This window comes from Actinomadura sp. NTSP31 (assembly GCF_041951385.1).
Taxonomy (GTDB): Bacteria; Actinomycetota; Actinomycetes; order Streptosporangiales; family Streptosporangiaceae; genus Spirillospora; species Spirillospora napierensis.
In genome coordinates, this window is the sequence record NZ_JBGNUT010000028.1 from 72,034 (window position 1) to 96,760 (window position 24,727).

The following is a 24,727-nucleotide window of genomic DNA, read 5'->3' on the forward strand; positions in this document are numbered from 1 at the left end:
TTGTCGCAATAGTGGCGAAGGCGATCACCGCCGGCGGCGCGGCGGCAGACGACCCCTCTGGAAGGAGCCGATCGGCGATGCCGCCTGTCCCCGCCGACCCGACCGTGGTGCACCCGATGCCCGGCCAGCCGCGGGTGGTGCTGCTGAAGCCGCTCGTCACCTCGCCGCTGATCGAGGTCGGGGAGTTCTCCTACTACGACGATCCGGACGACCCGACCGCCTTCGAGACCCGCAACGTCCTCTACCACTACGGGCCGGAGAGGCTCGTCATCGGGAGGTTCTGCGCGCTGGGCGAGGGCGTGCGGTTCATCATGAACGGCGCCAACCACCGCATGGACGGCCCGTCCACGTTCCCGTTCCCGATCATGGGCGGTTCCTGGGCCGAGCACTTCGACCTCATCACCGGCCTGCCCGGACGCGGCGACACCGTGGTGGGCCACGACGTCTGGCTCGGCTACCGGACCCTGGTGATGCCCGGCGTCCGCATCGGCCACGGCGCGATCATCGCCTCCGGGTCCGTCGTCGTCGACGACGTCCCCGACTACGGCATCGCCGGCGGCAACCCGGCCCGGCTCCTGCGCCGCCGCTACAGCGACGCCGACGTCGACCGCCTCCTGGCGCTGGCCTGGTGGGACTGGCCGCTCCCGCACCTCACCGAGCACATCCGCACGATCATGTCCGGCGGCATCGACGAGCTGGAGGCCGCGGCCCCGCGGCCCTGACCGCCCGTATCCCCGCACCGAGAAACGAGCCGCCTCCATGCCCGTTCCGTCGCACGGCGACCCGTTCGCCGACTGGCTGCACTCCCACGCCGTCCCGCTCGCCCACCTCGACCCCGATGCGCCGCTCGACGACCTGGAGCCGCTGCGCGGCATCATCGGCGGCGCACGCGTCGTCGCGATCGGCGAGCACTCCCACTTCGTCCGCGAGTTCGCGCAGCTGCGGCGGCGCGTCCTGCGGTTCCTGGCCGAACGCTGCGGTTTCACCGTCCTGGCCTTCGAGTACGGCTTCAGTGAGGGCTTTCCCCTCGACGCCTGGGCTCAGGGGGAGGGCGCGGACGACGACCTGTCGGCCCACCTCGCCGGGACGATCCCCATAGGACTCGAAGAGCCCTTGCGCTGGGTCCGCCGGCACAACCGCACGGCCCCGTCGCCGGTGCGTTTCGCCGGCATCGACATCCCGGCGGCCGGCGGGTCGCTGCTTCCCGCGCTGGAGCCGGTCGCCGGCTACCTGCGCCGGGTCGATCCCGACGTCCTTCCGGCGGTCGAGACGGCGATGCGGATCGCCGAATCGTTCGCCGGCGGTTCCGGGGCCGTGGCCGCACCGGCGTGGGCGCGACTGGCCGCCGCCGAGCAGGACGCCCTCAGCGCGATCCTGGCACGCCTGCTCATCCGGTTCCGCGCCGTCCGGCCGCTGTACGTCTCGCGCGGCGACCGGCACGACTACGACGTTGCGCTCCGCAGCCTCGAAGGCGCCTGCCACGCCGACTACAGCTTCCGCGCCATGGCCGACCTCTTCGCCGGGACGGGCCTGACCGCCGACACCTCGGCCCGCGACGCCTACATGGCCGGGTCGGTCCGCTGGCATCTGGAGCGTTCCGAGCCCGGCACCCGCATCGTCCTGGTCGCGCACAACGCCCACATCCAGAAGGCGCCGATCTCCTTCAACGGGCGGCTCACGGGCTTCCCGATGGGGCAGTACCTGCGCGAAGCCCTCGGCGACGAGTACTTCGCCCTCAGCCTGACCAGCACCGCCGGGCACATCGCGGAAATGCGCCGCGACGAGAACGCCCGCTTCGGTTTCACCCTCGACGACACCGCGCTGGAGCCGCCCGAGCCGGGAAGCGTCGAGGCCGCCTTCGCCGACGCCGGCCTCGGACTCGCCATGGCCGACCTCCGCCGGGCGCACCGCGAGGTCACCGGCGGCCCCGACCGCATCCGCATGCAGAGCACCTACCTGCACACCCCCGTGCTCGACGCGTTCGACGGCATCATCGACACCCCGGCCTCCACGGTGGCCGGCGACCTGGAAGGCGCACACGCATGACGTTCACCCGAGCCGAGCTCGACTACCTGGCCACGCAGCCCATCGGGCGGCTGGCCACCGTCACGCCCGACGGGCAGGTGCAGAACAACCCGACGAACTTCTTCGTCGACGCCGACACCGGCACCATCGTCATCGGCGGCGGCGCGCTGGGCGCGTCCAAGAAGTTCCGGAACGTCCAGCGGGGCAGCACGGTCGCCTTCGTCGTGGACGACCTGGCGACGGTCGACCCGTGGGCGCCCCGGGGCATCGAGATCCGGGGCACGGCGGTGGCGCTGACCGACCAGGAGCCGCCCCGTCCCGGCCTCTCCCGGGAGATCATCAGGATTACCCCGGCCAGGATCGTCTCCTGGGGCCTGGACGGCCCGCGCACGAGCCGCGCCGTCGGCTAGGGGCGCACCGGGGCGGGCGGGATGCGGTTCAGGCAGGACGTGTCGGGGACGCGCAGGTCCCGAATGAAGCCCGTCTGGACGGCGGCCACGCAGCCGCTGGGTTCGTGTTCGGCCACGTGGCCGACGTTGGGCACCTCCACGACGGTGGCGCGGCGGAACTGGCGTGCGGCCTGCCGTCCCGTCTCGGTCGGGGTGTTGGCGTCCAGGTCGCCGGACGTCACCAGGACGGGGACGTCGGGGAACGGCCCACCGGTCGGCTGGCTCGGGCCGTGGCGGTCGGGCCAGCGGATGCAGGTGTCGCCCTGGTCGTAGCTCATGCTCGTCCAGGCTCGCTTCCCGAACGGCCGGAAGTCCTGCTCGGGCAGTGCAGCGCGTCCCGCCGAGAACTGCCGGAGCCGGGCCGACGGCGGTGCTTTGCGGTTCCACAGCGTCGGGTAGTCGTTGCAGACCACGGTCGCGGCCAGTTCCGGGTTGAAGGGCTGCGGGTCGTCCTGGGGCAGCGACGACCCGCTCATCGGGGCCGCCTGCTTGGCGGCGTCGATCAGCAGCGCGTTGTCGGAGTGCAGGGCGCCGCGGACCATGGCGGGCACGTCGCCGATGCCGGCGGGCGCCGTCTTGGCCAGGCCGTAGACGATGGAGGCCAGCGCCGTGTCGTCGAGCCGCCGCTGCTGACCGTCGAGGGTGTAGGGGATCGGCCGGGCGCGCAGCCGCTGGGAGAGTCGCTCGATGTCGCGCAGTACCTGGTCGCCGTCGCAGGCGCCGGCGCTGCGTTGGCAGACCAGTCGCAGCGCCCGGCGGGCGGCCCGCGCGTTGGGGCGCCCCCACATGTCCACGGCGAGCGGGTAGGCGCTGGACAGCACGAGCGAGCGCACCCGCTCGGGGTGCCGTTGGGCGTAGACCGTCATCAGGTAGGTGCCGTAGGACTCCCCGAACAGGTCCAGCCGTCCGATTCCCAGCGTGGCCCGGACGGCGTCGATGTCGTCGGCTATCTCAGCGGAGGTGTAGCCGCGCGCGCGAGCGCCCAGCTTTCGGCCGCATTCACCGACCGCCCGCACGAACACCTCACGCGTCGCGGGCAGCGAAGTCAGCGTCCCGCAGCTGACGGGATCGGACCGGTTCACCCCGCGCGGATCGACGAGCAGCAGGTCGTGGTCCTTCAGCAGATCGCCGAACATCCGCGCGTACGTGGCGGCGGAGGTGATCGCCGAGTCGCCGGGTCCGCCGGGATTGATCGTCACGGTTCCCCGGGCGGGCCGGGACGCGTCGCGGTGCCCGATCAGCGCATAGGCCACGGTGGTGTCGCCCAGTCCCGGATTCGCCCGCACCAGCGGCACCCGCACCGTCCCGCACACCGCACCCGACACCGGCACGCACCCGCCCGATGTTTCGGCCCGTCCTGCCGGCACGGCAATCAGCCCGCCTGCCGTCACCGTGGCGAGCCCGGCCACCAGAATCCCGCTGCCCTTCGAGATCGACTTCATACGGGGCAGCTTGGACGGCGCGGGATCGGCCGCGCATCGTCCTGGACGGGGAACCCGCAACCCACACCTGAGAGGGAGACCGGTCAACGGCACATCGGTGCGCCCGGCGTGCCGCCCGCTGTTACGGGGACGGGGGCGGCGGTGTCCTGTGCTCGACAAGTTCGAGTGAAAGGCCACCTCATGAACCTCGCGCTGTGGATCGTCGCCGGAGTGCTCTGCGCCGTCATGCTGTTCGGCGGCGTCACGAAGCTGGTCGTGCCGAAGGAGAAGCTGGCCGCGGCGCCCGCCGGGGGCTGGACCGGCGACCGGAGCGCCGGGTTCGTCAAGACGCTCGGTGCCCTCGAGGTCCTCGCGGCGGTCGGCATCGTGGTGCCCGCCGTCGTCGACGTCGCGCCGGTCATGGTGCCGGTGACCGCCGTCTGCTGGGTGCTGCTGATGGTCGGCGCGATGGCCACCCACCTCCGCCGCAACGAGCGCACGGCCGTCGTGGCGAACGTGGTCTACCTGGCCATGGCCGCCTTCGTCGCCTGCGGCCGCTTCTGACCGGGCAGGCCGGTCCGGCGCTCAATGAGGCAGCAGCAGGACGCCGAGCACGAGCAGGGCGAGACCGATGGCGAACGCCGCCGCGCCGGTGAGGAGCCTGCGCATGGGCCACGGCCGTGCGTCGCGCCAGGTCGGCGTGGACGGTGGAGTCGCCGCCGTGCCGGGCACGGCGGCCGGCGCTTGCGGCTTGACGGGGCCGCCGGGGCCCGGACGCGGGTCGAGACGTGTCGCGGCGGCCAGGGACGCGGGCGCGGCGTCACCGCCGGTGAGCGTGAGCAGCAGGCTCCGCGCGGTCGGCCGCCGTGCGGGGTCGGCCGACAGCGCGGACCGGACGGCGCCCGACAGCCCTTCGGGCAGGCCGTCCAGATCCGGCTCGGCGCGCAGCATCCGCTCGCCGACGGCGAGGAGGCCGCCGGTGCCGTACGGGTGGCGGCCGAGCCCGGCCCAGGCCACCAGGCAGCCCCAGGCGAACACGTCGCACGCCGGGTCCGGGCCGGCGCCGCGCAACTGCTCGGGCGCCAGCCAGCCGGGAGTGCCGAGGACCACCCCGCGAGCCGTCAGGGCGGGACCGTCCACGGCCCGGGAGATGCCGAAGTCGATGACGCGGGGGCCGGTGATCGACAGGATGACGTTCTGCGGCTTGACGTCGCGGTGGACCAGCCCGGCCGCGTGCACGGCGGTCAGCGCGGCGGCCACCCCCACGGCGAGGCTGTGCAGGGTGCCGGGCGGGAGCGGGCCGGTCTCGGCGACGTGGTCGTTGAGCGTGGGGCCGTCGATGTACTCGGTGGCCAGGTACGGCTGGTCCTCGTGCGCGCCGTGGCCGAGGACGGCGGCCGTGCAGAACGAGGCCACCCGCCGGGCGGCGTCCACCTCGGCGGCGAAGCGGCGGCGGAAGCCCGGGTCGGCGGACAGGTCGGGGCGGATGAGCTTCACGGCGGCGTCGCCGCCCCCGGCGGTGCGGCACAGGTAGACGGTGCCCATCCCGCCCTCGCCGAGCCGCCGCACCACCGTGTACGGGCCGATGGCCACGGGGATCGGAGGGTTCACGGTCGTGTCCATCGACCTTCCCATGACTCGGCGGTGCCGGTGCGGCGACGCGGCGGTGCGGTGCGGCGTGCGGTGCGGCGGTGCGGTGGTCGGAGTGCCGGGTCACAGCCGGAGGACGGTGATCGGCGCGGTCGTCGGCTGCGGGGAGCCGCCGGCCGGTTCCACGGTGACACCGACCCGGTCGGCGCCCGGCGGTACGGCGACGACGCGCGGCGCGATGCGGCCGGCGGAACCCGGGCGCACCAGACCGGCGGGACGCACGCCGCGCGCGCCCATCGTCCACAGCTCGTACGTCCTGGACCCCGGCAGCGCGGCCACGCCCGAGCCCGCCACCACCGCCCTGCCCCGCGCGGCGGAGGACACCACCGTGAAGGTGCCGCCGGACCCGGCCGGCCCGGCGACGGTCCGGGCGTCGCCGGCCGACAGGACGGCGGCGATCGCGCCGGCCCGGTCGCCGGCGCGGTCGAGGCTCCGCCGCGTCTCGAGCGCGTAGCCGCCGGCCGCCACGGCGACCAGCAGGCACGCGGCGGCCAGCAGCGGCGCGACGCGCAGGTGCGGACGGCGGCGGACCCGCGGCGCGGGCTCGTCCGCGCCGTCCTGCGGGGTGCGGGCGATCTCGGCCAGGACCAGCCCGCGCAGCCGCGGGGGCGGCGGCGCCGCGACGGCGCGGCCGAGCACGGCCGAGGTCGCCAGCAGGCCGCCGACCTCCTCCGCGCACGGCTCGCAGCGGGCCAGGTGCGCCTCGAAGGCGGACCGCTCGTCGCCCGTGAGGGAGTCCAGCGCGTACGCGCCGGCGAGGGCGTGGACGTCGTCGCTCACGACGCCACCCCCAGGCAGTCGCGCAGCCGGATCATCCCGTCCCGCATCCGGGCCTTGACCGTGCCGAGCGGGATGCCTATCCGGTCCGCGACCTCGCGGTAGGTGTGGCCGTCGTAGTAGGCGAGCGTGATGGACTCGCGCTGCGCGCCGGTCAGGTGGTCCATGCAGTCGAGCAGCCGCTGCCGGTCCAGGCGGTCCATGACCAGCTCGGCCACCCCGTCGTGCGCGGCGGGCGGCTCGAGGCGGGCGGCGCGGTCGTCGCGGGCGGCCGCGGCGTGCTCGGAGCGGACCCGGTCGACGGCCCGGCGGTGCGCCATCGTCATGATCCAGCCCATGGCGCCGCCGCGGGCCGGGTCGTAGCGGCGGGCCGTCCGCCACACCTCGACCAGAACCTCCTGCGCGACCTCCTCGGACTGGGCCGGGTCGCGCAGCACCCGCAGGACCAGCCCGTGGACGGTGGCCGCGGTCGCGTCGTACAGCTCCTCGAACGCGCCGGCGTCGCCCCCGGCGACGCGGCGGAGCAGCGCGTCCAGCCGGGCGCCGCGCAGGTCCTCGCGCCGTCCCGCCATCGCCCCGCGCGGACGGCGCGCCGTCCTGGACGGGTCGTGCGGTCCCGTCGTCATGGCCCAGCCCCTCTCCGGAAGTCCGGCCGTTGCTATCCGAGTACGGCGGGCAGGTTCCGCAGCGTCAAGCCCAAACCGAGAATCACGACCAGGACCGCCGATCCGGTCGGCACCAAATGTGCGGGAATGCGCGGCAGCCGCGGGATCCGGGCGCGCAGCCGCGGCAGGCCAGCGGCCAGCCGCCGGCCGATCCCGGTGACGAGCACGCCCACCGCGGTGAGCGTCAGCGCCAGCCCGAGCCCGTAGGCGAGCACCAGCAGGAACCCGAACCACGCGTGGCCCACGGCCGCGGCGCCCAGCAGGACGACGACCGCCGACGGGCTGGGCAGCAGCCCGCCCGCGAACCCCATGAGGACCACGGTCCCGCGCCGCGGCATCGCCGCTGCCGCGTGCCCATGCCCGTGCCCATGCCCATGCCCATGCCCGTGCCCGTGCCCATGCCCGTGTCCGTGCGAGTGCCCGTGGGTGTGGTGGTGGCGGTGGTCGCGGGCGCGGCGGAGGAGGGCGACGCCGGCGAGGACGACGAAGAGGCCGCTGGCGATGCCCAGCCAGCCGAAGGCGGACGGCCCGGCGAGGGTGGAGCCGCCGGCGACCAGGAGGGCCAGCCCCAGCACGCCCGCGGTGTGGGTGACCGTGACGGTGAGGCCGAGGACCAGGATGTCGCGCCGGCTCCGGCGCCCCCGGCCGGCGGCCTGCGCCGCCATGATCGTCTTGCCGTGGCCGGGGGCCAGCGCGTGCGCGGCGCCCAGCACGACCGCGAGCAGCAGGGCGACCAGCGCGAACCCCGGGGTCAGCGGGCGGCGCGCGATCAGGCCGGTGAACGACGAGGTCAGCCGGTCCACGCCGCGCGGCAGCACCCGCGACGCTGCGGGCGGCTGCACCGGCGACGCCGGGACGAGTGCGGGGCCGCCGGGGACCGCCCGCAGCGTGGCCGCGCGCCGGTCCGGCGGCGAGCTCAGCATGTCCTGCGGGTAGGAGGTGAGCCGGGCGCTCTGCGACGCGGCGGGGACGTCCGGGGACCGCAGCGTCGTCCGGTCCCCGGCGGCGGTGATCTCGTGCCAGCCGGCCCGGTCGGCGGCGCCCGCGTCCCGGAAGGCGATCACCGAGCCCGCCGGGCGCAGCCGCAGCGGTGCGCTCAGCGCGCATTCGAGGCGCAGCGTCGGCAGCCCGGCCTGGCCGGGCCGGGTGCGGGCGGTGGCCGACCGCACGGCGGCCCGGACCGGCGTCCCGTCGACGGTGACGCGCAGCGCCCCCGCCGCGGCCGCGCACTCCCGTCCGGCCCACCGGCCCGGATCGGTGCCGCCCTGCAGTACCTGCGCGGCCGGGATCTCGGCGAGGTCCTGCACGTGGTCGACGCGCAGTTCGCGCGCGGCCACCACGAGCCCGTCGTAGCGGTTGACGGTGAAGTTCCCCAGCGGGTGCGCCGGGTGCGCCGGCTGCACCGGTTGCAGCGGCCCGGCCGCGAGCGCGGCGGCGGCCAGGGCGGTCGCGGTGATCACGAGGCACCCCCGAGCGCGGACAGCGCCGCCCTGGCCTTCGGGGCGTGCAGCGGCGAGAAGTACGGGTCGAGTCCCAGCGCGGAGGCCAGGTCGCGGCGCGCGGCGGACCGCTTGCCGAGCGACTTCTCGATCATGCCGAGGTGGTAGCGGAACGACGCGTTGCGGTAGCCGGTCGCCAGGGCCTTCCGGGCGTACGGCAGCGCCTCGGCGTCGCGCCCGCTCGCGTGCAGCGCCCAGCCGAGCGCGTCGGCGACGTGGACGCTGTGCCGCCGTCCCCATTCGGCGCGCGCGGCCGCCACGGCCGTCGCGGCGTCCCCGTGGTCGGCCTCGAACAGCGCGGTCTCCAGGTCGGTGGCCACCCCGCTCGCCCGCGCGAGCGTCGACCAGCTTCCGGCGACCGCGTACTGCCGCCGGGCGTCGGCGGTCCGCCCGCGCGCCTCCAGCAGCTCCCCGTAACCGGTGAGGTATTGCGGCAGCGGCAGCGCGGCCACGACCCGGGCGTGGCCGGCGAGCGCCCGCGCGGTGCGTCCCCGCGCCGCCTCCACGCGGGCCCGGCCGTCGGCGGCCGGCAGGTGGCCGGGGTCGTGGCGCAGCGCGAGGCCGAACTCCCGGCCGGCCGCGGCGAGGTCGCCGCCGTTCCAGGCCAGCTCGCCGAGCTGGTCGTGGACGTAGGCCTGGTCGGCGGGGCCGGTGGCCGACGACGCGGCGAGGGTGAGGATCCGGCGCGCCTCGCCCGTCCGGCCGTACAGCTCGTTCACGTAGGCGAGCCGCGTGAAGACCGGCGTCCCCGGACGGACCGCGTCGGCGTGCTTCGCGGCGGCCATCGCCTCGGGGTAGCGGCCGAGCTCGACCAGCGCGTCGATCCGCACCGCCAGGGCGCTCTGGCCGTAGGGGTTGACCGCGAGCGACGCGTCCGCCTCGGACAGGGCCGTGCCGAAGTCGTGCCGGGCGGCGGCCAGCGCGGCGAGCCCGGCGTGCGCGCCGTCGTTGTCGCCGGGCCGGACGGCGAGCGCCCGCTTCAGCGCCGCCGCCGACTTCGGGTAGTACGACGGGTCGGCCGTCGTCCGGGCCCGCTCGACGTAGGCCAGGCCGAGCGTCGTCCAGCTCTCCGCGTCGCGCGGCTGCGCGCGCAGGTGCCGCTGCAGCCGGCCGATCGCGGCCGCGGTGTCGCCGCCCGCCGCCTGCCCGTACGCCTGCGGGGCCGTCCCGCCCTCGCCGGGCCCGGGATCGGCCGGGCGGCCGAGGACGCCGCCGGCGACCGCGGCGGCGATCGTCAGCGCTACCGAGAGCCCCGCGACGATCGCCGCGGCGGTGAGCCGGGTCAGGGACGGCGGCCATGGAACCCGCCGCCGGGTCGGCACAGCACGCATGACATCTCCAGAAGGCTAGGAAGAACAAGGGGAGGGGTCGGGAGTCCGGCCGCGCCGCCAGGGGCGGTGCGGCGCGGCCGGACCGGCTTCTCAGGTCACGGCACCGGTTTCGTCAGGCCCGGCGGCGCAGCCACCAGACGGCGCCGCTGCCGCCCAGGAACAGCGCACCGGCGCCGATCGCGGCGATCGGCAGCAGCCGCGAGGAGCCGCCGTCCGCAGGCTCCGAGTCGGCGGCGTTTCCGGCGTTGAGTTGGGTGGTGCGGTTCCCGCTGCCCTTGGCACCGGCGTCCCTGGCCGGTGCGCCGCGCGTCGCGGACCCGGAGTACGGCAGCGCGAGGTAGGGGAACGAGGAGCCGACCGCGCGGTCCGGCGCGTCGACGCCGTCGCCGAGGTCGGTCTTGGCGCCGAGCAGCTTGCCCTCCGTGACCTGCAGCGACGCGTCCACCACGTCGTCGCCGAGCCGGCGCCCGTTGGGGAACCCGGCCTTGTCGCCGGCCAGCACCCCCATCCGGTTCGGAGTGTGCGCGGGCGGGATCGAGGTGTTGAGCCGCAGCTCCTCCGCCGGGCGGACGTTCGGCGGCTGGTTCAGCCCGGGCACGCCCGTCAGGAACACCTGGACGAGGTCCTTGCGCGGCGCCGCCGGGGCGGGGGTCTTGTAGACCTTCTGGATGACCTTCGGCAGGCCCGGGTCGGTCACGTAGGGCAGGAACCGCGCGTCCTCCCACGGGACCGAGGCGTTGAACCGGTCCTTGTCCTTCACACCGATCACGACCTCGTTGACCAGCGGGTTCCCGAGCCGCGAGACCTGCGTGTACCAGCCGCCGGCATTGCCGCGCTCGGTGCTGGACCAGACGCCGACGATCGGCTGCCCGGCCCCGGTGAGCATCTTGGTGGGCACCTGCAGGGCCACGCTGTTGACGTTGTAGCCGCGCAGCGTGTCGTTGCCGACCTCCGACAGGTTCCCGCCGTACAGCAGGTCGAAGACCCGCAGGTCGAGGAAGAACGGGTCGGCGGCCTGCCCGGCGAACACCTGCCCGCCGTCGGACCAGCCGCCGGCGCCGCCGGTCAGCGGGTGCAGCGCCTGCCTGCGCAGCGCCGCGTAGTCCGGCATCGACGCCCGGCCGGCGTCCGACGGCGCGACGGGCACCCCGCGCGCGAGGGCCGTCCGCGACACCACGGTGCCGTTCGACTTCTTCAGCAGCGTCAGGTCGTAGGTCTGGAGGACGTTGAGGTTCGGGTCGGTGAGGCTGCGGACGGGCCCGGTGTTGTAGAGGAACGTGCTCCCGTCGCGGATATGGTCCTGGAACGTCCACCGGAACGTCAGGTCTGCCTGGGCGTTCCCGTCGGTGTCGACGTTGATGTCGTAGTGGGCGTCGGTGGCGAACTTGTAGAAGTTCGGCCCGCCGGCCGGCTCCTCGAACGGCAGCCAGTTCCCGATGAGCGTCGTGGTGTCGGGCCGGTCGGGGCTGACGAAGGCGTACACGTCGGTGTTGTCGTACTGCGGCTGCCCCGAGATGAGCGGGGCCTCCCGGTGGCTGCTGGCGGTGGCCGCGCCGGGCGCGAGGCCGGCCAGGCCCCCCGCGACGAGCGCGGCCCCGGCGGCCAGCAGGACGGCGACCCTGGAGCGGGCCGAAGCGATCCCTGGCATTGCGGTACTTCCTTCTTCGCGACGGTGGCGCGCTCTGGGCGCCGCTTGCGAAGACCATTCGGACCGGCCGGCCGTCCGGATGGAACGCTGGCCATATCGGGTCAAACCGTCTCGAACCCCGAACCGCACCGCCCGACCGAGCGTCCAAGCGCCCCGCGTTTCCTGCCGGGACCGCCGCCGCGATCGTGCGGATTCGCCTACCCGGCGAGGCGGTAGCGGCGGCGGGCGTTGGCGGAGAACAGCGCGCGCCGCTCGGCCCCGGACAGCGGCGCGGTGATCTCCTGGTAGGCCGCGAGCAGCTCGGCGTAGGTGCCGCCGACGCCGTCCACCGGGAAGTTGCTGCCGAAGAAGCAGCGGTCGACGCCGAAGAGTTCGAGGCAGCTCTCGACGTACGGGCGCAGGTCCCCGACGGCCATGGTGCGCAGCGCCATGCCGAGGCCGGAGATCTTGCAGTGGACGTTCGGGAGCGCGGCGAGCCGGGCCATCCCGTCCCGCCAGTCCTGGAACGGCTCCTGCCCGTCGGGCCATCCGGTGTGCGCGGCGACGACCGCCAGATCAGGGGTCCGCCGGAGGAGGGGCAGGTAGGCGTCCGCCTCGGCGGGGCGGATGATCTGGTCGAACCCCAGGCCGCGGTCGGCCAGCAGCCGCAGCATGTGCGCCGCCGCCCCGGTCGACGGGTCGAAGCCGCTGATCACCCGGACTCCGCGGAAGGCCGGGGCGGCCGCCTGGACGTCCAGGTCCCGCTCGATGGTGTCCGGGGACGACCGCGGGTCGAGCGCTCCGATGATCGCCGCGGGACGGGTCGGGTCGGCCCGGTGGAGCGCGTCCAGCCAGCTCGTCTCGTCGAGGTAGTCGAGGGCGACCTCCGTCGAGCAGACGTGCGACGGGTGGTGGGACGGCCGCAGGTAGGCGCGGCTCTCCAGCAGCAGCGACCCCAGCCCGACGATGTGAGGAGGGCACCGCGAGCCGACGGGCGAAAAATCTTCCGGCCCGGGTGTCGATTCCGGCCGTCCCCGTTTGTCGTCCCTGTGCAAGGCATCGGACGAAAGAGGGGAGGACCTGATGGCGGAGCCGGATCCGCGCAGGTGGAGGGCGCTGGCGCTGCTGTGCGCGGCCAACTTCATGGTGATCCTGGACTCGCAGATCGTGCTGCTGGCCGTGCCGTCGATCCGGCGGGACCTCGGGTTCGCGGCGGGCGGCGCGCAGTGGGTGCTGAGCGCCTACCTGCTGGGCTTCGGCGGGCTGCTGCTGCTCGGCGGACGCGCCGCCGACCTGGCCGGGCGCCGCCGGACGTTCCTCGCCGGGACGTCCCTGTTCCTGGTCGCGTCGCTGGCCTGCGGGCTGGCCTGGACGGGCGGGCTGCTGGTCGGCGCGCGGGTGCTGCAGGGCGTGGCGGCGGCGCTGATGGCGCCGAGCGCGCTGTCGATCGTGACGGCGACGTTCGGGGAGGGGCCCGAGCGCAACCGGGCGATCGCCGTGTGGGGCGGCGTCGGCGGGTTCGGCGGCACGGCGGCGCTGCTGGTCGGCGGGCCGCTGACCGACCTGCTGGGCTGGCGGGCGATCTTCTTCCTGAACGTGCCGATCGCGGTGCCGCTGCTCGTGCTCGGGCCGCTGCTGCTGGCCGAGAGCCGGGGTACGGCGCGGGCGTACGACCCGGCGGGCGCGGTCACGGTGACGCTGGCGGTGTCCGCGGCGGTCTACGGGGTCGACCGCGGACCGGAGCAGGGCTGGTCGAGCCCGTGGACGGTCGGCGCGTTCGCCGTGGCGGCCCTCGCGGGCGCGGCGTTCGCGTGGATCGAGTCGCGGTCGGCGGCGCCGCTCGTCCCGCTGCGCACGTTCCGGTCCCGCGCCCTGACCGGCGGGAACGCGGTGACGCTGGCGGCGGCGACGGCGGTGTTCGGGACGTCGTTCGCCGTGTCGCAGTACGCGCAGGACGTTCTCGGGTACTCGCCGCTGGCCTTCGGGATCGCGACGGCGGTGCTGCCGGTGCTGGCGGTCGCCGGGTCGTACGCCGCGCAGGCGGCGCTCGGGCGGTTCGCGGTCCGGCCGGTCGCGGTGGCGGCGCTCGCGGTCATGGCGGCGGGCTGCCTCGTGCTCGGCCAGGTGAGGGCAGACGGCGGCTACGCGATCGGGCTGCTGCCGGGCCTTGCCCTGCTCGGGTTCGGGCTCGGCGCGGCCGGGGTCGCCGGGTCGGTCGCCGCGCTCGCCGGGGCCGGCGACGGGGACGCGGGCCTGGCGTCCGGGATCAACACCGCCGCGTTCCAGCTCGGCGGCGCGTTCGGCGTCGCCGCCGCGTCCACCGCCATCCTGTCCTGGACGGACGGGACCGGCGCCGCCGCCCTCACCCGGGGGTTCCGCGGCGCGTTCGACGTGTCGGCCGGGATCGCCCTGGCCGGCGCGCTGGTCGCGGGCGTCCTGCTCGCGGCCCCGGCCCGGCGCACAGTTCCGGAGCCGGAACGAGTCACAGTGAAGTAGGAGGAGGAACCATGCGGTACATGCTGTTGATCTGCGGTGTCGAAGGCGGCCCCGAGCCGGCGCCGGAGGAGCGGGCGGCGATGATCGCCGCCACCGAGAAGTGGGTCGCGGAGATGGATGGCCGGGGCGTCCGCAGGTTCGGCGACCGGCTGCGCCCGACCGACACCGCGACGACCGTCCGGGTCCGCGGCGGCGAGACGCTGCTGTCGGACGGCCCGTTCGCCGAGACCAAGGAGCAGATCCTCGGCTTCGACCTGATCGAATGCGCCGACCTGGAGGAGGCCCTGGCGGTCGCGGCGGCGCACCCGGCGGCGAGCGGCGGGTCGATCGAGGTCAGGCCGCTGTGGCCGTGGCAGGAGGACTGACGGGCATCGAGGGGGCGGTCGCGGCGGCCTACCGCGAGGAGTGGGGCCGGGTCGTCGCGACGCTCATCCGCATGACCGGCGACTGGGACCTCGCGGAGGAGTGCGCCCAGGAGGCGTTCGCGCGCGCCCTGGAACGCTGGCCGGACGAGGGCGCGCCGCGCCGGCCGGGCGCCTGGCTGACCACCGTCGCCCGCAACCACGCGCTGAACCGGCTGCGGCGCGGCGCGGCCGAACGCGAGAAGCTCCGGGAGGCGAGCGTGCTGACGGGCCCGGACGGGCCGGCGGACACCGGCGGCATCCCCGACGACCGGCTCCGGCTGGTCTTCACGTGCTGCCATCCGGCGCTGCCGATGCAGGGGCGCGTCGCGCTGACGCTGCGCACCCTGCTCGGGCTGACGACCGCGGAGATCGCGCGGGCGTTCCTGGTCGCCGAGCCGGCGATGGCGCAGCGGATCGTCCGCGCGAAACGCAAGATCCGGCAGGCGGGCATCCCGTACCGGGTGCCGCCCCCGCACCTGCTGCCGGAACGCACCGCATCGGTGCTCGGCGTGGTCTACCTGCTGTTCAACGAGGGGTACGCGGCGACGGCGGGCGAGGACCCGGTCCGCGCGGACCTGTGCGCCGAGGCGATCCGGCTGGCCCGCGTCCTCGCCGGCCTGATGCCGGACGAGCCGGAGGTGCGCGGCCTGCTCGCCCTCCTGCTGCTGCAGGACTCGCGCCGCGCGGCCCGCCAGGACGCCGCCGGGGACCTGGTCCCGCTCGACGAGCAGGACCGCGCGCGCTGGGACGGCGCGCGGATCGCGGAGGGCGTCCGGCTGCTGGACGAGGCGCTGCGCCGCGGCGAGCCGGGCCCGTACCAGGTGCAGGCGGCGATCGCGGCGTGCCACGCGACCGCCGCGACGGCGGCGGACACGGACTGGCCGCAGATCGCTGCGCTCTACGGGCGGCTGGAGGCGATGAACCCGGGGCCGGTCGTCCGGTTGAACCGGGCCGTCGCGGTGGCGATGGCGGACGGCCCGGAGGTGGGCCTCGCGCTCGTCGACGCGATCGGCGGGCTGGACGGCTACCACCTGCTGCCGGCGACCCGCGCGGACCTCCTGCGCCGGCTCGGCCGGTTGCCGGAGGCCGCGCAGGCGTACCGGGACGCGCTGGCCCTGGCCCGCGCGGAGCCCGACCGCCGCTTCCTCGCGGGCCGCCTGGCGGAGGTCGAGCGGCGCCGCGACTGACCATTGCGGTCAATACACAACGGGCGGGAAGGCTCTGTCCGCTGACAAGTCTCCGGGCATATTTCGCATCCTGGACGACGCTGACCGGTCCCCATACTGGACGGTATTCATATCCCGTCGCGCGCCCGGTGTGAAGCATTAACGCTTTCGCAGTACGAGCGACAAAGACCGGGTTATGGTGGTTTTCCTGCAACTCTCATTCGGCGGGGGGAATGAGTGGCCGGTATCGACGACTGCCTGGCACGGATGATGACGATCCCCGGGGCGCAGCGGGTGACCCTGATCGACTGCGCGAGCGGCCTCGCCGTCGCGAGCGCGGGCCGCGAAGACCTCGTCGACCAGCACGAGGACGCCGCCGGCGCCACCGACGTCGTCCGCGCCGTGCTCGCCTCGCCCGCGCTCAGCGCCACCGCCGCCGGCGACGACGTCGAGGAGATCATCGTTTGCGGCAGCGGCGGATACCACCTGCTGGCCCTCACCGGAGCCGACCTCGACGGGCACCTGTTCGTCCATTTGCTGATCGACCGCGACAAAGGCAACCTCGCGCTGGCGCGGCTGCGCATGCAAGGACTCGTCGATGAAATGACGGGCCGCTGACATGGAGGACCAATTCCTGGAAACCGGTGAGGAACGCCTCGCCCGGACCCTCGGCACGCTGGAACGCGAACGCGCCACCGGCCTGCTCCGGATCGGCGGCGACGGCGCCTTCCACCTCGACGGCGGAGCCGTCACCCACGCCACGAGCCGGCACGCCCCCGGCCCCGGCGACCTGCACGGGGCCCTCACCGGCCCCGACCCCGAACTGCCGGCGCTGCTCGCCGTCTTCGACGCCGCCTTCTTCCTGCTCGGCTCGCAGGCCGAGCCGGTGTTCACCGAGGGGCCCGCCGAGCGCGGGCCCGTCCGGCCGATCACCGCGGCGACGCTCGTCCACGAGCGGCGCCGGCGCCGCTCCCTGCTCGACTCCGCCTGGCCCTGCCCGGACCTGGACGCGGCACCGGTGATCCCGGTGCGCCGCGTCCGGCGCCAGCGGGTCATCCTCACCGGGCTCCAGGCGGAGATCCTGCTCAACGCCGACGGCCGGCGCACCCCCGCCGACCTGGCCGGCGACCTCGGGCGGACGGCCTTCGCCTGCCTGCTCGCCGTGCGCGGCCTCGCGGCGGCGGCGCTGGTCCGGACGGCCCGGCCGCGCGACCCGGCACCGCCCGCCGCACCCGGCCCCCCGCCACCGGACGGCCCGCCCGAGGAGTGGGCGCCGGCCGACCACGACCTGCTCGCACGCCTCCGGACCGCCCTGGTGGAGCTCGGCTGACGTGCGCCGGCGCTTCGGGAAACCGATCGAAAGGCTGATCAAGGTGGCAGTACCAGCCGGGACCGCGACCGCGCGGACGCTCGAACCGGACGTCATGACCGAACTCCGGACGCTGCGGGCGCGCGTCCCGCGGCTCACCGGAAGCCTGGTCGCGTCCGTCGACGGCCTGCTGATCGCCGCGGACCTGCCCCCGTCCGTCGAACCGTCCACGATGGCGGCGGTGACCTCGTCCGGGCTGTCCCTGGCGCACCGCATCGCGCAGACCGCGCACGGCGGCGCCTTCCACGAGGTCGTCATCCGCGGCGTCGACGGCTACGTCGTCACCTACTCCGCGGGCCCGACCGCGTCCCTCACCGTCCTCGCCGAGGCCGGCGTCAACGTGGGCCGGCTCCACCTGGAGGCCCGGCCCGCCGCCCGCGGCATCGCCGCGCGCCTGGAGACCCCGCGCCGCGCCCGCACCTGACCGCGCACCACGACGTACCGAGAACTCGACGTACCGAAAAGGAGACCCATGTCCAACCTGGACCTGTCACTTAAGGACATGATGACGATCGACGGCGCCCTCGGCGTGGCCGTCGTCGACTACAACAGCGGCATGGCCCTCGGCCAGCTCGGCAGCAGCAAGACCCTCGACCTGAACGTCGCCGCTGCCGGGAACACCGAGGTCGTGCGGGCCAAGCTCCGCACCATGGAGCAGCTGGCCATCAAGGAGGACATCGAGGACATCCTCATCACCCTGTCCGCGCAGTACCACATCATCCGGCCGGTGACCGGCCGGAAGGGCAAGGGCCTGTTCCTCTACGCGGCCCTCGACCGGGGGCGCGCCAACCTCGCCCTCGCCCGCCACCGCCTCCGCGAGATCGAGGAGAACCTCGAAATCTAGGCCACGGGCGCACCACCGGCGGCTACCGGACGCCGGTGGCGCGCGCCGCGCCCTCGGCGAGCAGCCGGGTCGGTGCCGGGGCGTCGTGGCCGATGAGCCGCAGCAGCACGTCCCGCGCCGCCGGCCGCTCCCCGGGCGCGGTCCGCAGCCCCTCGCGGACCAGCGCGCGCAGGGCCCCGGACGCCCGCTGCGGGAAGTCGCCGAGATCGGCCTCCCCGCGCAGCTTGCGGTACATGATCTGCGGGATCGAGTCCGTCCCGTGCGGCGGCCGCCCCGTCGCCGCGTGCACCATGGTGCAGGCCCAGGCGTACACGTCGGCGGCCGGTCCGACGTGCCCGCCCTCGAACTGCTCGGGCGCCATGTAGGCGGGGGTGCCGATCGCCTGCCCCGTGACGGACGAGCCGGCGTCGGTGATCCGGGCGATCCCGAAGTCGATGACGCGGGGGCCGTCCGGACCGAGCAGCACGTTGTCGGGCTTGAAGTCGCGATGCACGATGCCCGCCTCCGCGATCGCGGCGAGCGCGGTGATGGTGCCGATCGCCAGCCGGTCCAGGGCGCCGCCCGAGCGCGTCCCCTCCTCGGCGACGGTCCGCCGCAGCGACGGGCCCGTCACGTACTCGCTCACCACGTACGGCAGCTCGCCCGCGAAGTCGGCGTCCAGGACCTGCGCCGTGCAGAACGACGCGACCCGCCGCGCCGCCTCGATCTCCCGGACGAACCGCTCGCGCGCGCGGGGATGCTCCAGCGCGGCGGCGTGCAGCACCTTGACCGCGACGCGCCGCCCGTCGGCGTCCTCGGCGAGGTACACGACGCCCTGGCCGCCCTGCCCGAGCCGCCGCAGAATCCGGTAGTCGCCGAGTGCCCGCGGATCGGCGACGCCAAGGGAAGACCCCGCCGTCTCCGCGTCCGCCTCCTCCGCCCCCTTCGCCTCCGGCTCGGGCGGTGCCTTGTCGTGCTGGACGTCCTGGAATGCGGGGACGGGGCGCGGCCGCAGCAGCCGCGCCACCGCGCCGAGCGGACGGGGCTCCGCGCCGGTGACCTCCTCGACGGGGACGTCCAGGGCATCGGCGACCACGCGCGCGACGTCGTCCTCGCGCAGCTCGGCGCGGTCCGGCGTGCCGGCCGCCGCGGCCCGCTCGGCGGCCTCCGCGAGCCGCCGCTCCAGCTCGGGCAGCTCCCCGTACAGCAGCCGCGCCGCCGTCTCGAGGTCGCCGTCGCGCTGCGCCCGCTCCACCTCGGCCCGGACGTCCTCGACCCGGCGCCGCAGGTCCGCGGACCGGTCCCGGTCGTCGCGCGCGCGGTACCAGCGGTCCCGCAGCGCGCGCTCGTCGGACCGCACGCCCGCCAGCCTCCGGTCCAGCTCCGCGAGCCGCTCGCGGGACGCGGCGTCGTCCTCCTCCAGCAGCGCGATCCGCTCGACCTCCAGCCGGGTGACCGTGCGCTCCAGCTCCCGCAGCTCCTCCGGTGCGCCCTCCGCGTCGACCTGCAGCCGCGTCGCCGCCTCGTCCAGCAGCTCGACGGCGCCGCCCGGCCGGACGCGGCCGCCGGCGCGGTCCGCGAGGCGTGCCGCCGCGACCAGCGCCGCGTCCCGGATCGTGATCCCGTGATGCTCCTCGAACCGCGCGCGCAGCACCCGCAGGACCATCGCGGTGTCCTCGACGGACGCCTCCGCCACCGGAAGCCGCTGGAACAGCCGGCGCAGCACCGGCAGGTCCGCGAGGCGCTCCCGCTCCCCGGCGGGCGTCGCGGTCGCGATCACCCGGGGCGCGTCCGGGTCGGTGAGCCGGCCGAGCGCGGCGAGCACCGGGGAGCCGGGACGGGCCGCCGCGTGCAGATCGTCCAGCACGAGGACGACGCCGCCGCGCCGGGCCGCCGCCACGATCCGGTCGAGCTCGCCGTCCGGCATCGCCGCGAGGTCGAGCGCGACCACGCGGACGCCGCGCAGCGCGGCCGGGACGTCGCCGGCCGCGACGCGGTGCGCGAGGCCCGCGACCAGGGCGCTCTTGCCCGCGCCGCGCTCGCCGACCAGCAGCGCGTTCCCGCCGTCGCGCCGGGAGAGGATCTCGACCAGCCGGCGCGACTCCGCCGCGCGGCCGACGAGCGGTTCGAGCGTCCCCTGCCGGGCCCGCAGCGTCAGGTCCCGCGCGTACGGCGACCGGACGACCTCCCGCCCCGCCCGCTCGCTCAGCAGCCGCTGCCGGGTCAGGTCCCTGGCGCGCAGCAGCCGCCCCACCGGGTCGTCCCCGGCGGCCAGCTCGGCGAGCAGATCGACGGCCGACAGCTCGTCGCCGCCGGCCTCCGCGGACGCCGCCGCGACCGCCCTGACCAGCGCGCTCGACATCCGCGGCGCCGCGCTCCCCGCACCGGGCTCCGCCGGGAGCCGCGCGAGCAGCGCCTCCGCCTCCTCCCGCAACGCCGTGGCGCCCGCACGGACGGACGCGAGCAGCGCGTCGACCTCGGCATCGTCCAGCAGCGCCGCCAGTGCGTGCGGCGTCCCGACCTCGCCGTGGCGCGCGCCGGCAGCCCGGTTCACCGCCGCCCTCAACGCGTCCTGGCCCTGCTCTGAAATCCTGTGTTCCACGCGCGACGGCTCCGCTCGGGGGGTGGCGACTTCCGCCGCCATTGTGCCCCCGAGCGGAGCCGTCGCGAGATCCCTACTTGGTGAGCGTCAGCCCGCGGGACGGCAGGACCGTGAGCTTGTCGGCGGCCTCGTCGAGGTCGACGACCACCTCGTCGCCGTCGCGGACGTCGCCGGCGAGCAGCTCGCGGGCCAGCTGGTCGCCGATCGCGGTCTGCACGAGGCGGCGCAGCGGGCGCGCCCCGTACAGCGGGTCGTAGCCGGTCAGCGCCAGCCACTCGCGCGCCGCCGCGGTGACCTTCAGCGTGAGCTGCCGGTCGGCGAGGCGGCCCGCGAGCCGGTCGACCTGCAGGTCCACGATCCGGGTCAGCTCCTCGGTGGACAGCGCGTCGAACAGGATCACGTCGTCCAGCCGGTTCAGGAACTCCGGCTTGAAGGAGTCGCGGACCGCGGCCCACACCGCCTCCCGCTTCGCCCCGTTCTCCAGCCCCGGGTCCACCAGGAACTGCGACCCGATGTTGGAGGTGAGGATCAGGATGGTGTTGCGGAAGTCGACCGTGCGGCCCTGCCCGTCGGTGAGGCGGCCGTCGTCCAGCACCTGGAGCAGCACGTCGAACACCTCGGGGTGCGCCTTCTCCACCTCGTCCAGCAGGATCGCCGAGTACGGGCGGCGCCGGACGGCCTCGGTGAGCTGGCCGCCCTCCTCGTAGCCGACGTACCCGGGGGGCGCGCCGACGAGCCGCGCGACGGAGTGCTTCTCGGAGTACTCGCTCATGTCGATGCGGGTCATCGCCCGCTCGTCGTCGAACAGGAACTCCGCGAGCGCCTTCGCCAGCTCGGTCTTGCCGACGCCGGTCGGGCCGAGGAACAGGAACGAGCCGGTCGGGCGGTCCGGGTCGGAGATGCCCGCGCGCGCACGGCGCACCGCGTCCGACACCGTCTTCACCGCGGCGGTCTGGCCGATGAGCCGGTGCCCCAGCTCCTCCTCCATCCGCAGCAGCTTGCCCGTCTCGCCCTCCAGGAGGCGGCCCGCCGGGATGCCCGTCCAGGACGCGACCACGTCCGCGACGTCGTCCGGGCCGACCTCCTCCTTGACCATCGTGTCGCGGTTGTCGGTCGCCTCCGCCGCCGCCTCCAGCCGCTTCTCCAGCTCCGGGATCTCCCCGTACACCAGCCGGGAGGACGTCTCCAGGTCGCCGTCGCGCTCGGCGCGCTCGGCCTCGCCGCGCAGCTGGTCGATCCGCTCCTTGATCTCGCCGACCCGGTTCAGCTCCGCCTTCTCCCGCTCCCAGCGGGCGTTCAGGCCGTTCAGGAGCTCCTGCTTGTCGGCGAGGTCGGCGCGGAGGCGTTCGAGGCGCTGCCGGGACGCCTCGTCGGTCTCCTTCTCCAGGTTCATCTGCTCCATCTTCAGCCGGTCCACCGCGCGCAGCAGCTCGTCGATCTCGACGGGCCGCGAGTCGATCTCCATGCGCAGCCGCGACGCGGCCTCGTCCACCAGGTCGATGGCCTTGTCCGGCAGGAACCGGGACGTGATGTAGCGGTCCGACAGCGTCGCCGCCGCGACCAGCGCCGAGTCGTTGATCTGCACCTTGTGGTGCGCCTCGTAGCGGCCCTTCAGCCCGCGCAGGATCGCGATCGAGTCCTCCACGGACGGCTCGCCCACGAACACCTGCTGGAAGCGGCGCTCCAGCGCCGGGTCCTTCTCGATCCGCTCGCGGTACTCGTCCAGCGTCGTCGCGCCGATCATCCGCAGCTCGCCGCGCGCCAGCATCGGCTTCAGCATGTTGCCGGCGTCCATCGCGCCCTCGGCCGCGCCCGCCCCGACGACGGTGTGCAGCTCGTCGATGAACGTGACGACCCGCCCCTCGGCCTCCTTGATCTCGTTCAGGACGGCCTTCAGCCGCTCCTCGAACTCGCCGCGGAACTTCGCGCCCGCCACCATCGCGCCGAGGTCCAGCGAGACCAGCCGCTTGCCGCGCAGCGACTCGGGCACGTCGCCCGCGACGATCCGCTGCGCGAGGCCCTCGACGACGGCCGTCTTGCCGACGCCGGGCTCGCCGATCAGCACCGGGTTGTTCTTCGTCCGCCGCGACAGCACCTGCACGACCCGGCGGATCTCCGCGTCGCGCCCGATCACCGGGTCCAGCCGGCCGTCGCGCGCCGCCTCCGTCAGGTCGACGCCGTACTTCTCCAGCGACTGGTAGGTGCCCTCGGGGTTCTCGCTGGTCACGCGGGCGTGCCCGCGCACCTTCTCGAACGCGTCCAGCAGCGCCTGCGGCGTCGCCCCGAACTCCTTCAGCAGGCCCGCCGCCGGGCCGCCGTCCGCCGCGAGGCCCACCAGCAGGTGCTCGGTCGAGACGTACTCGTCCTCCAGCTGCTGCGCCCGCGCGCCCGCCGTGTTCACCGCCCGGTTCAGCTGCCCCGACAGCCGCGGCGTCGCGACCGTCGAGCCCTGCGCCTTCGGCATCGCCGCGAGCTGCTCCTCGGCCCGCCGCCGGATCGCCTGCCAGTCCGCGCCGACCGCCTCCAGCAGCGGCACCGCGGTGCCCTCCGGCAGGCCGATCAGCGCCACCAGCAGATGCTGCGGCTCCACCTCGGGGTGCCCCTCGGCCGCCGCCCGCCGGGCCGCGACCGACACCGCCTCCTGGCTCTTCTGCGTCAGCTTGACGTCCATGTCCCCGTACTTTCCCTGGGGCGCGGCCCCAGCTCCTACTCCCGGTTGCGCTCGTGCCACACCACGACGCTGGTGTGCCTGATCGGCACCAGGTCGGAGCCCGGAGTGCCGCCCGGGTCCCCGTGCCGCCGCTGCTGCGCCAGGCGCGCCGCGACCGACCGGGTCGATTCGAGTTCGTTCGCGAGCTCCTCCAGGGCGGCGTGCGCCTTGGCGAGCTCCTCGCGGAGCCGCACGTTGTCGCGCTGCAGCTCCAGGATGTGCTTGATGCCGGAGAGGTTGACGCCCTCCTCCTGGGAGAGCCGCTGGATCTCGCGCAGCATCACGATGTCGCGCATCGAGTACCGGCGGCCCCGCCCGGCCGTGCGGCCGGGGCACACCAGCCCCATCCGGTCGTAGGTGCGCAGCGTCTGCGGGTGCAGCCCGGACAGTTGCGCCGCCACCGAGATCACATAGACCGGAGTGTCGTCGCCGAACGGTTCCACTGGCTCACTCCGTTCTCGCCTGCTGGAGCAGCTCGCCGCGCAGGTCCTCGCCGGCGCCCGCGTCGCGGAGCCGCTCCAGCGCCTCGCGGGTCTGGTCGTCCAGCTTGCTCGGCACCTGCACGTCCACGGTGACGAGCAGGTCGCCCTTGGTGCCGTCGCGGCGCGCCGCGCCGCGGCCCCGCACCCGGAACGTGCGGCCGTTCGGGGTGCCCTCCGGCAGGCGCAGCGTCACCGGCTGGCCCTGGAACGTCGGCACCCGGATCTCCGCGCCGAGCGCCGCCTCCGGGAACGTCACCGGGACGGTCATCGTCAGGTTGTCGCCGGCGCGGCCGAACACCTTGTGCGGCAGGACCTTGATGTTCACGTACAGGTCGCCCTGCGGGCCGCCGTTCTCGCCCGGCGCGCCCTTGCCCTTCAGCCGGATCCGCTGCCCGTCCGCGACGCCCGCCGGGACGCGCGCCTGGATGGTGCGGTCGGACTGCTTGCGGCCGCTGCCGTGGCAGGTCGGGCACGGGTCGTCCACGACCAGCCCGCGGCCGTGGCACTCCCGGCACGGCTCCTGGAAGCCGAAGTTGCCGAGGTTGCGGGTCTCGTGCCCGGTGCCCTCGCAGTTCGGGCACACCCGCGGCACCGTGCCGGCCTTCGCGCCGGTGCCCCGGCACGACGGGCACGCCGCCTCGCTGGTCAGCTTGATCGGGACGGTCACGCCGTTCATCGCGCGCCCGAACGACAGCGTCACGTCGGTCTCCACGTCCGCGCCGCGCCGCGCCCGCCGCGTCCCGGTGCCGGTCGTGCGGGTGCCGCCGCCGCGGTTGAACAGGCCGCCGAACAGGTCGCCGATGCGCTCGCCCGCGCCGCCCGTCTGGGTGCCCCCGGTCTGCCCGAAGATGTCCCCGAGGTCGAAGGGGAAGCCCCCGCCGCCCTGCTGGCCGCGGAAACCGCCCGGCATGGACCGCACCGCGTCGTACTCCTTGCGGCGCTTGTCGTCCGACAGGACGTCGTACGCCTCGGAGACCTCCTTGAAGCGGTCCTCGGCGTCGGCGTCCCCCTTGTTGGCGTCCGGGTGGTACTTGCGCGCCAGCTTCCGGTAGGACTTCTTGATCTCCTCCTGCGAGGCCGACTTCGAGACACCGAGGACCTTGTAGTAGTCCTTCTCCAGGTAGTCCTTGGTGCTCACGGCGCCCCGCTCTCTGCTATCGCCACTTGCGTCGAATCTTCGTCCGCCCGGCCCCGGGCCCGTCCCCGCGGGGACGGGCCCGGGCGGGCGTCT

Annotated in this window: 23 protein-coding genes; 11 read left to right on the plus strand and 12 right to left on the minus strand. The window is 75.0% G+C overall.

Annotated elements, in window-relative coordinates; translation table 11 throughout:
• Window positions 1-77: 77 nt before the first annotated feature.
• From ACA514_RS36040 to ACA514_RS36050, 3 genes are read left to right on the plus strand one after another with little or no spacing between them, the layout of a single operon-like run.
• Complete coding sequence (locus ACA514_RS36040; RefSeq protein ID WP_375045758.1) at window positions 78-722, plus strand: CatB-related O-acetyltransferase; 645 nt, start codon at window positions 78-80, stop codon at window positions 720-722.
• 37 nt (window positions 723-759) lie between these two features.
• Window positions 760-2,046, plus strand: coding sequence for an erythromycin esterase family protein (locus ACA514_RS36045; RefSeq protein WP_375045759.1), 1,287 nt, complete (start codon window positions 760-762; stop codon window positions 2,044-2,046).
• On the plus strand, window positions 2,043-2,435 hold the full coding sequence (locus tag ACA514_RS36050) for a PPOX class F420-dependent oxidoreductase (protein ID WP_375045760.1): 393 nt from the start codon (window positions 2,043-2,045) through the stop codon (window positions 2,433-2,435). The genes ACA514_RS36045 and ACA514_RS36050 overlap by 4 nt, the downstream gene beginning before the upstream one ends.
• On the opposite strand, the gene ACA514_RS36055 is transcribed toward ACA514_RS36050, so the two are convergent.
• On the minus strand, window positions 2,432-3,916 hold the full coding sequence (locus ACA514_RS36055; RefSeq protein WP_375045761.1) for an alpha/beta fold hydrolase: 1,485 nt from the start codon (window positions 3,914-3,916) through the stop codon (window positions 2,432-2,434). The two genes, ACA514_RS36050 and ACA514_RS36055, sit on opposite strands and share 4 nt — an antisense overlap.
• Window positions 3,917-4,096: 180 nt before the next feature.
• On the opposite strand from ACA514_RS36055, the gene ACA514_RS36060 reads away from it, so the two are divergent.
• The gene (locus tag ACA514_RS36060) at window positions 4,097-4,459 is read left to right on the plus strand and encodes a DoxX family protein (RefSeq protein ID WP_375045762.1); all 363 of its coding nucleotides are present in this window, start codon (window positions 4,097-4,099) and stop codon (window positions 4,457-4,459) included.
• Window positions 4,460-4,480: 21 nt separating this feature from the next.
• Here ACA514_RS36060 and ACA514_RS36065 read toward each other — a convergent pair whose 3' ends face one another.
• From ACA514_RS36065 to ACA514_RS36095, 7 genes are all read right to left on the minus strand, one after another.
• On the minus strand, window positions 4,481-5,506 hold the full coding sequence (locus ACA514_RS36065) for a serine/threonine-protein kinase (protein ID WP_375045763.1): 1,026 nt from the start codon (window positions 5,504-5,506) through the stop codon (window positions 4,481-4,483).
• A 102-nt stretch (window positions 5,507-5,608) separates the two neighbouring features.
• Complete coding sequence (locus tag ACA514_RS36070) at window positions 5,609-6,325, minus strand: anti-sigma factor domain-containing protein (RefSeq protein ID WP_375045764.1); 717 nt, start codon at window positions 6,323-6,325, stop codon at window positions 5,609-5,611.
• Window positions 6,322-6,948: an ECF RNA polymerase sigma factor SigK gene (gene sigK, locus ACA514_RS36075; RefSeq protein ID WP_375045765.1), complete on the minus strand. Its 627-nt coding sequence runs from the start codon at window positions 6,946-6,948 to the stop codon at window positions 6,322-6,324. Before sigK ends, ACA514_RS36070 begins: the two co-directional genes overlap by 4 nt.
• A gap of 32 nt (window positions 6,949-6,980) precedes the next feature.
• Window positions 6,981-8,447 (minus strand): High-affinity nickel-transporter, encoded by a 1,467-nt coding sequence (locus ACA514_RS36080; protein WP_375045766.1) that lies wholly within the window; start codon window positions 8,445-8,447, stop codon window positions 6,981-6,983.
• A complete protein-coding gene (locus tag ACA514_RS36085; RefSeq protein ID WP_375045767.1) occupies window positions 8,444-9,817 on the minus strand; it encodes a hypothetical protein in 1,374 nt (457 codons plus the stop codon). Before ACA514_RS36085 ends, ACA514_RS36080 begins: the two co-directional genes overlap by 4 nt.
• A gap of 112 nt (window positions 9,818-9,929) precedes the next feature.
• A complete protein-coding gene (locus ACA514_RS36090; RefSeq protein WP_375045768.1) occupies window positions 9,930-11,465 on the minus strand; it encodes a DUF4331 domain-containing protein in 1,536 nt (511 codons plus the stop codon).
• Window positions 11,466-11,662: 197 nt separating this feature from the next.
• Complete coding sequence (locus tag ACA514_RS36095; RefSeq protein ID WP_375045769.1) at window positions 11,663-12,499, minus strand: amidohydrolase family protein; 837 nt, start codon at window positions 12,497-12,499, stop codon at window positions 11,663-11,665.
• 28 nt (window positions 12,500-12,527) lie between these two features.
• Here ACA514_RS36095 and ACA514_RS36100 point away from each other — a divergent pair, with 28 nt between their 5' ends.
• The 7 genes from ACA514_RS36100 (at window position 12,528) to ACA514_RS36130 (ending at window position 17,723) form a co-directional block, all read left to right on the plus strand.
• Window positions 12,528-13,940 carry an MFS transporter gene (locus ACA514_RS36100; protein ID WP_375045770.1) on the plus strand — a complete coding sequence of 471 codons (1,413 nt, stop codon included), beginning with the start codon at window positions 12,528-12,530 and terminating at the stop codon, window positions 13,938-13,940.
• Between the two features lie 11 nt (window positions 13,941-13,951).
• Window positions 13,952-14,305, plus strand: a complete 354-nt coding sequence (locus ACA514_RS36105) for a YciI family protein (RefSeq protein ID WP_375045771.1) — start codon at window positions 13,952-13,954, stop codon at window positions 14,303-14,305.
• Window positions 14,290-15,531, plus strand: a complete 1,242-nt coding sequence (locus ACA514_RS36110) for an RNA polymerase sigma factor (protein ID WP_375045772.1) — start codon at window positions 14,290-14,292, stop codon at window positions 15,529-15,531. The genes ACA514_RS36105 and ACA514_RS36110 overlap by 16 nt, the downstream gene beginning before the upstream one ends.
• A 216-nt stretch (window positions 15,532-15,747) precedes the next feature.
• Window positions 15,748-16,128: a hypothetical protein gene (locus ACA514_RS36115; RefSeq protein ID WP_375045773.1), complete on the plus strand. Its 381-nt coding sequence runs from the start codon at window positions 15,748-15,750 to the stop codon at window positions 16,126-16,128.
• Between the two features lies 1 nt (window position 16,129).
• Window positions 16,130-16,840, plus strand: coding sequence for a hypothetical protein (locus tag ACA514_RS36120; protein ID WP_375045774.1), 711 nt, complete (start codon window positions 16,130-16,132; stop codon window positions 16,838-16,840).
• Window positions 16,841-16,883: 43 nt separating this feature from the next.
• The gene (locus tag ACA514_RS36125; protein WP_375045775.1) at window positions 16,884-17,303 is read left to right on the plus strand and encodes a roadblock/LC7 domain-containing protein; all 420 of its coding nucleotides are present in this window, start codon (window positions 16,884-16,886) and stop codon (window positions 17,301-17,303) included.
• A gap of 48 nt (window positions 17,304-17,351) precedes the next feature.
• Window positions 17,352-17,723, plus strand: a complete 372-nt coding sequence (locus ACA514_RS36130) for a hypothetical protein (RefSeq protein WP_375045776.1) — start codon at window positions 17,352-17,354, stop codon at window positions 17,721-17,723.
• A 22-nt stretch (window positions 17,724-17,745) separates the two neighbouring features.
• Here ACA514_RS36130 and ACA514_RS36135 read toward each other — a convergent pair whose 3' ends face one another.
• The 4 genes from ACA514_RS36135 to dnaJ all read right to left on the minus strand — a co-directional run bounded on the left by ACA514_RS36135 (window position 17,746) and on the right by dnaJ (window position 24,634).
• A complete protein-coding gene (locus tag ACA514_RS36135) occupies window positions 17,746-20,256 on the minus strand; it encodes a protein kinase (protein WP_375045777.1) in 2,511 nt (836 codons plus the stop codon).
• A gap of 121 nt (window positions 20,257-20,377) precedes the next feature.
• A complete protein-coding gene (clpB, locus tag ACA514_RS36140; RefSeq protein ID WP_375045778.1) occupies window positions 20,378-22,975 on the minus strand; it encodes an ATP-dependent chaperone ClpB in 2,598 nt (865 codons plus the stop codon).
• 35 nt (window positions 22,976-23,010) lie between these two features.
• Window positions 23,011-23,457, minus strand: a complete 447-nt coding sequence (locus ACA514_RS36145) for a heat shock protein transcriptional repressor HspR (RefSeq protein ID WP_344264410.1) — start codon at window positions 23,455-23,457, stop codon at window positions 23,011-23,013.
• A 4-nt stretch (window positions 23,458-23,461) separates the two neighbouring features.
• A complete protein-coding gene (gene dnaJ, locus ACA514_RS36150) occupies window positions 23,462-24,634 on the minus strand; it encodes a molecular chaperone DnaJ (RefSeq protein ID WP_375045779.1) in 1,173 nt (390 codons plus the stop codon).
• Window positions 24,635-24,727 lie beyond the last annotated feature (93 nt).

Bases quoted from the DNA above. Each gene is read 5' to 3' on its own strand.
- ACA514_RS36040 (WP_375045758.1), top strand. From the start codon at position 78: ATGCCGCCTGTCCCCGCCGACCCGACCGTGGTGCACCCGATGCCCGGC.
- ACA514_RS36045 (WP_375045759.1), top strand. From the start codon at position 760: ATGCCCGTTCCGTCGCACGGCGACCCGTTCGCCGACTGGCTGCACTCC.
- ACA514_RS36050 (WP_375045760.1), top strand. From the start codon at position 2,043: ATGACGTTCACCCGAGCCGAGCTCGACTACCTGGCCACGCAGCCCATC.
- ACA514_RS36055 (WP_375045761.1), bottom strand. From the start codon at position 3,916: ATGAAGTCGATCTCGAAGGGCAGCGGGATTCTGGTGGCCGGGCTCGCC.
- ACA514_RS36060 (WP_375045762.1), top strand. From the start codon at position 4,097: ATGAACCTCGCGCTGTGGATCGTCGCCGGAGTGCTCTGCGCCGTCATG.
- sigK (WP_375045765.1), bottom strand. From the start codon at position 6,948: ATGACGACGGGACCGCACGACCCGTCCAGGACGGCGCGCCGTCCGCGC.
- ACA514_RS36085 (WP_375045767.1), bottom strand. From the start codon at position 9,817: ATGCGTGCTGTGCCGACCCGGCGGCGGGTTCCATGGCCGCCGTCCCTG.
- ACA514_RS36090 (WP_375045768.1), bottom strand. From the start codon at position 11,465: ATGCCAGGGATCGCTTCGGCCCGCTCCAGGGTCGCCGTCCTGCTGGCC.
- ACA514_RS36100 (WP_375045770.1), top strand. From the start codon at position 12,528: ATGGCGGAGCCGGATCCGCGCAGGTGGAGGGCGCTGGCGCTGCTGTGC.
- ACA514_RS36105 (WP_375045771.1), top strand. From the start codon at position 13,952: ATGCGGTACATGCTGTTGATCTGCGGTGTCGAAGGCGGCCCCGAGCCG.
- ACA514_RS36120 (WP_375045774.1), top strand. From the start codon at position 16,130: ATGGAGGACCAATTCCTGGAAACCGGTGAGGAACGCCTCGCCCGGACC.
- ACA514_RS36130 (WP_375045776.1), top strand. From the start codon at position 17,352: ATGTCCAACCTGGACCTGTCACTTAAGGACATGATGACGATCGACGGC.
- clpB (WP_375045778.1), bottom strand. From the start codon at position 22,975: ATGGACGTCAAGCTGACGCAGAAGAGCCAGGAGGCGGTGTCGGTCGCG.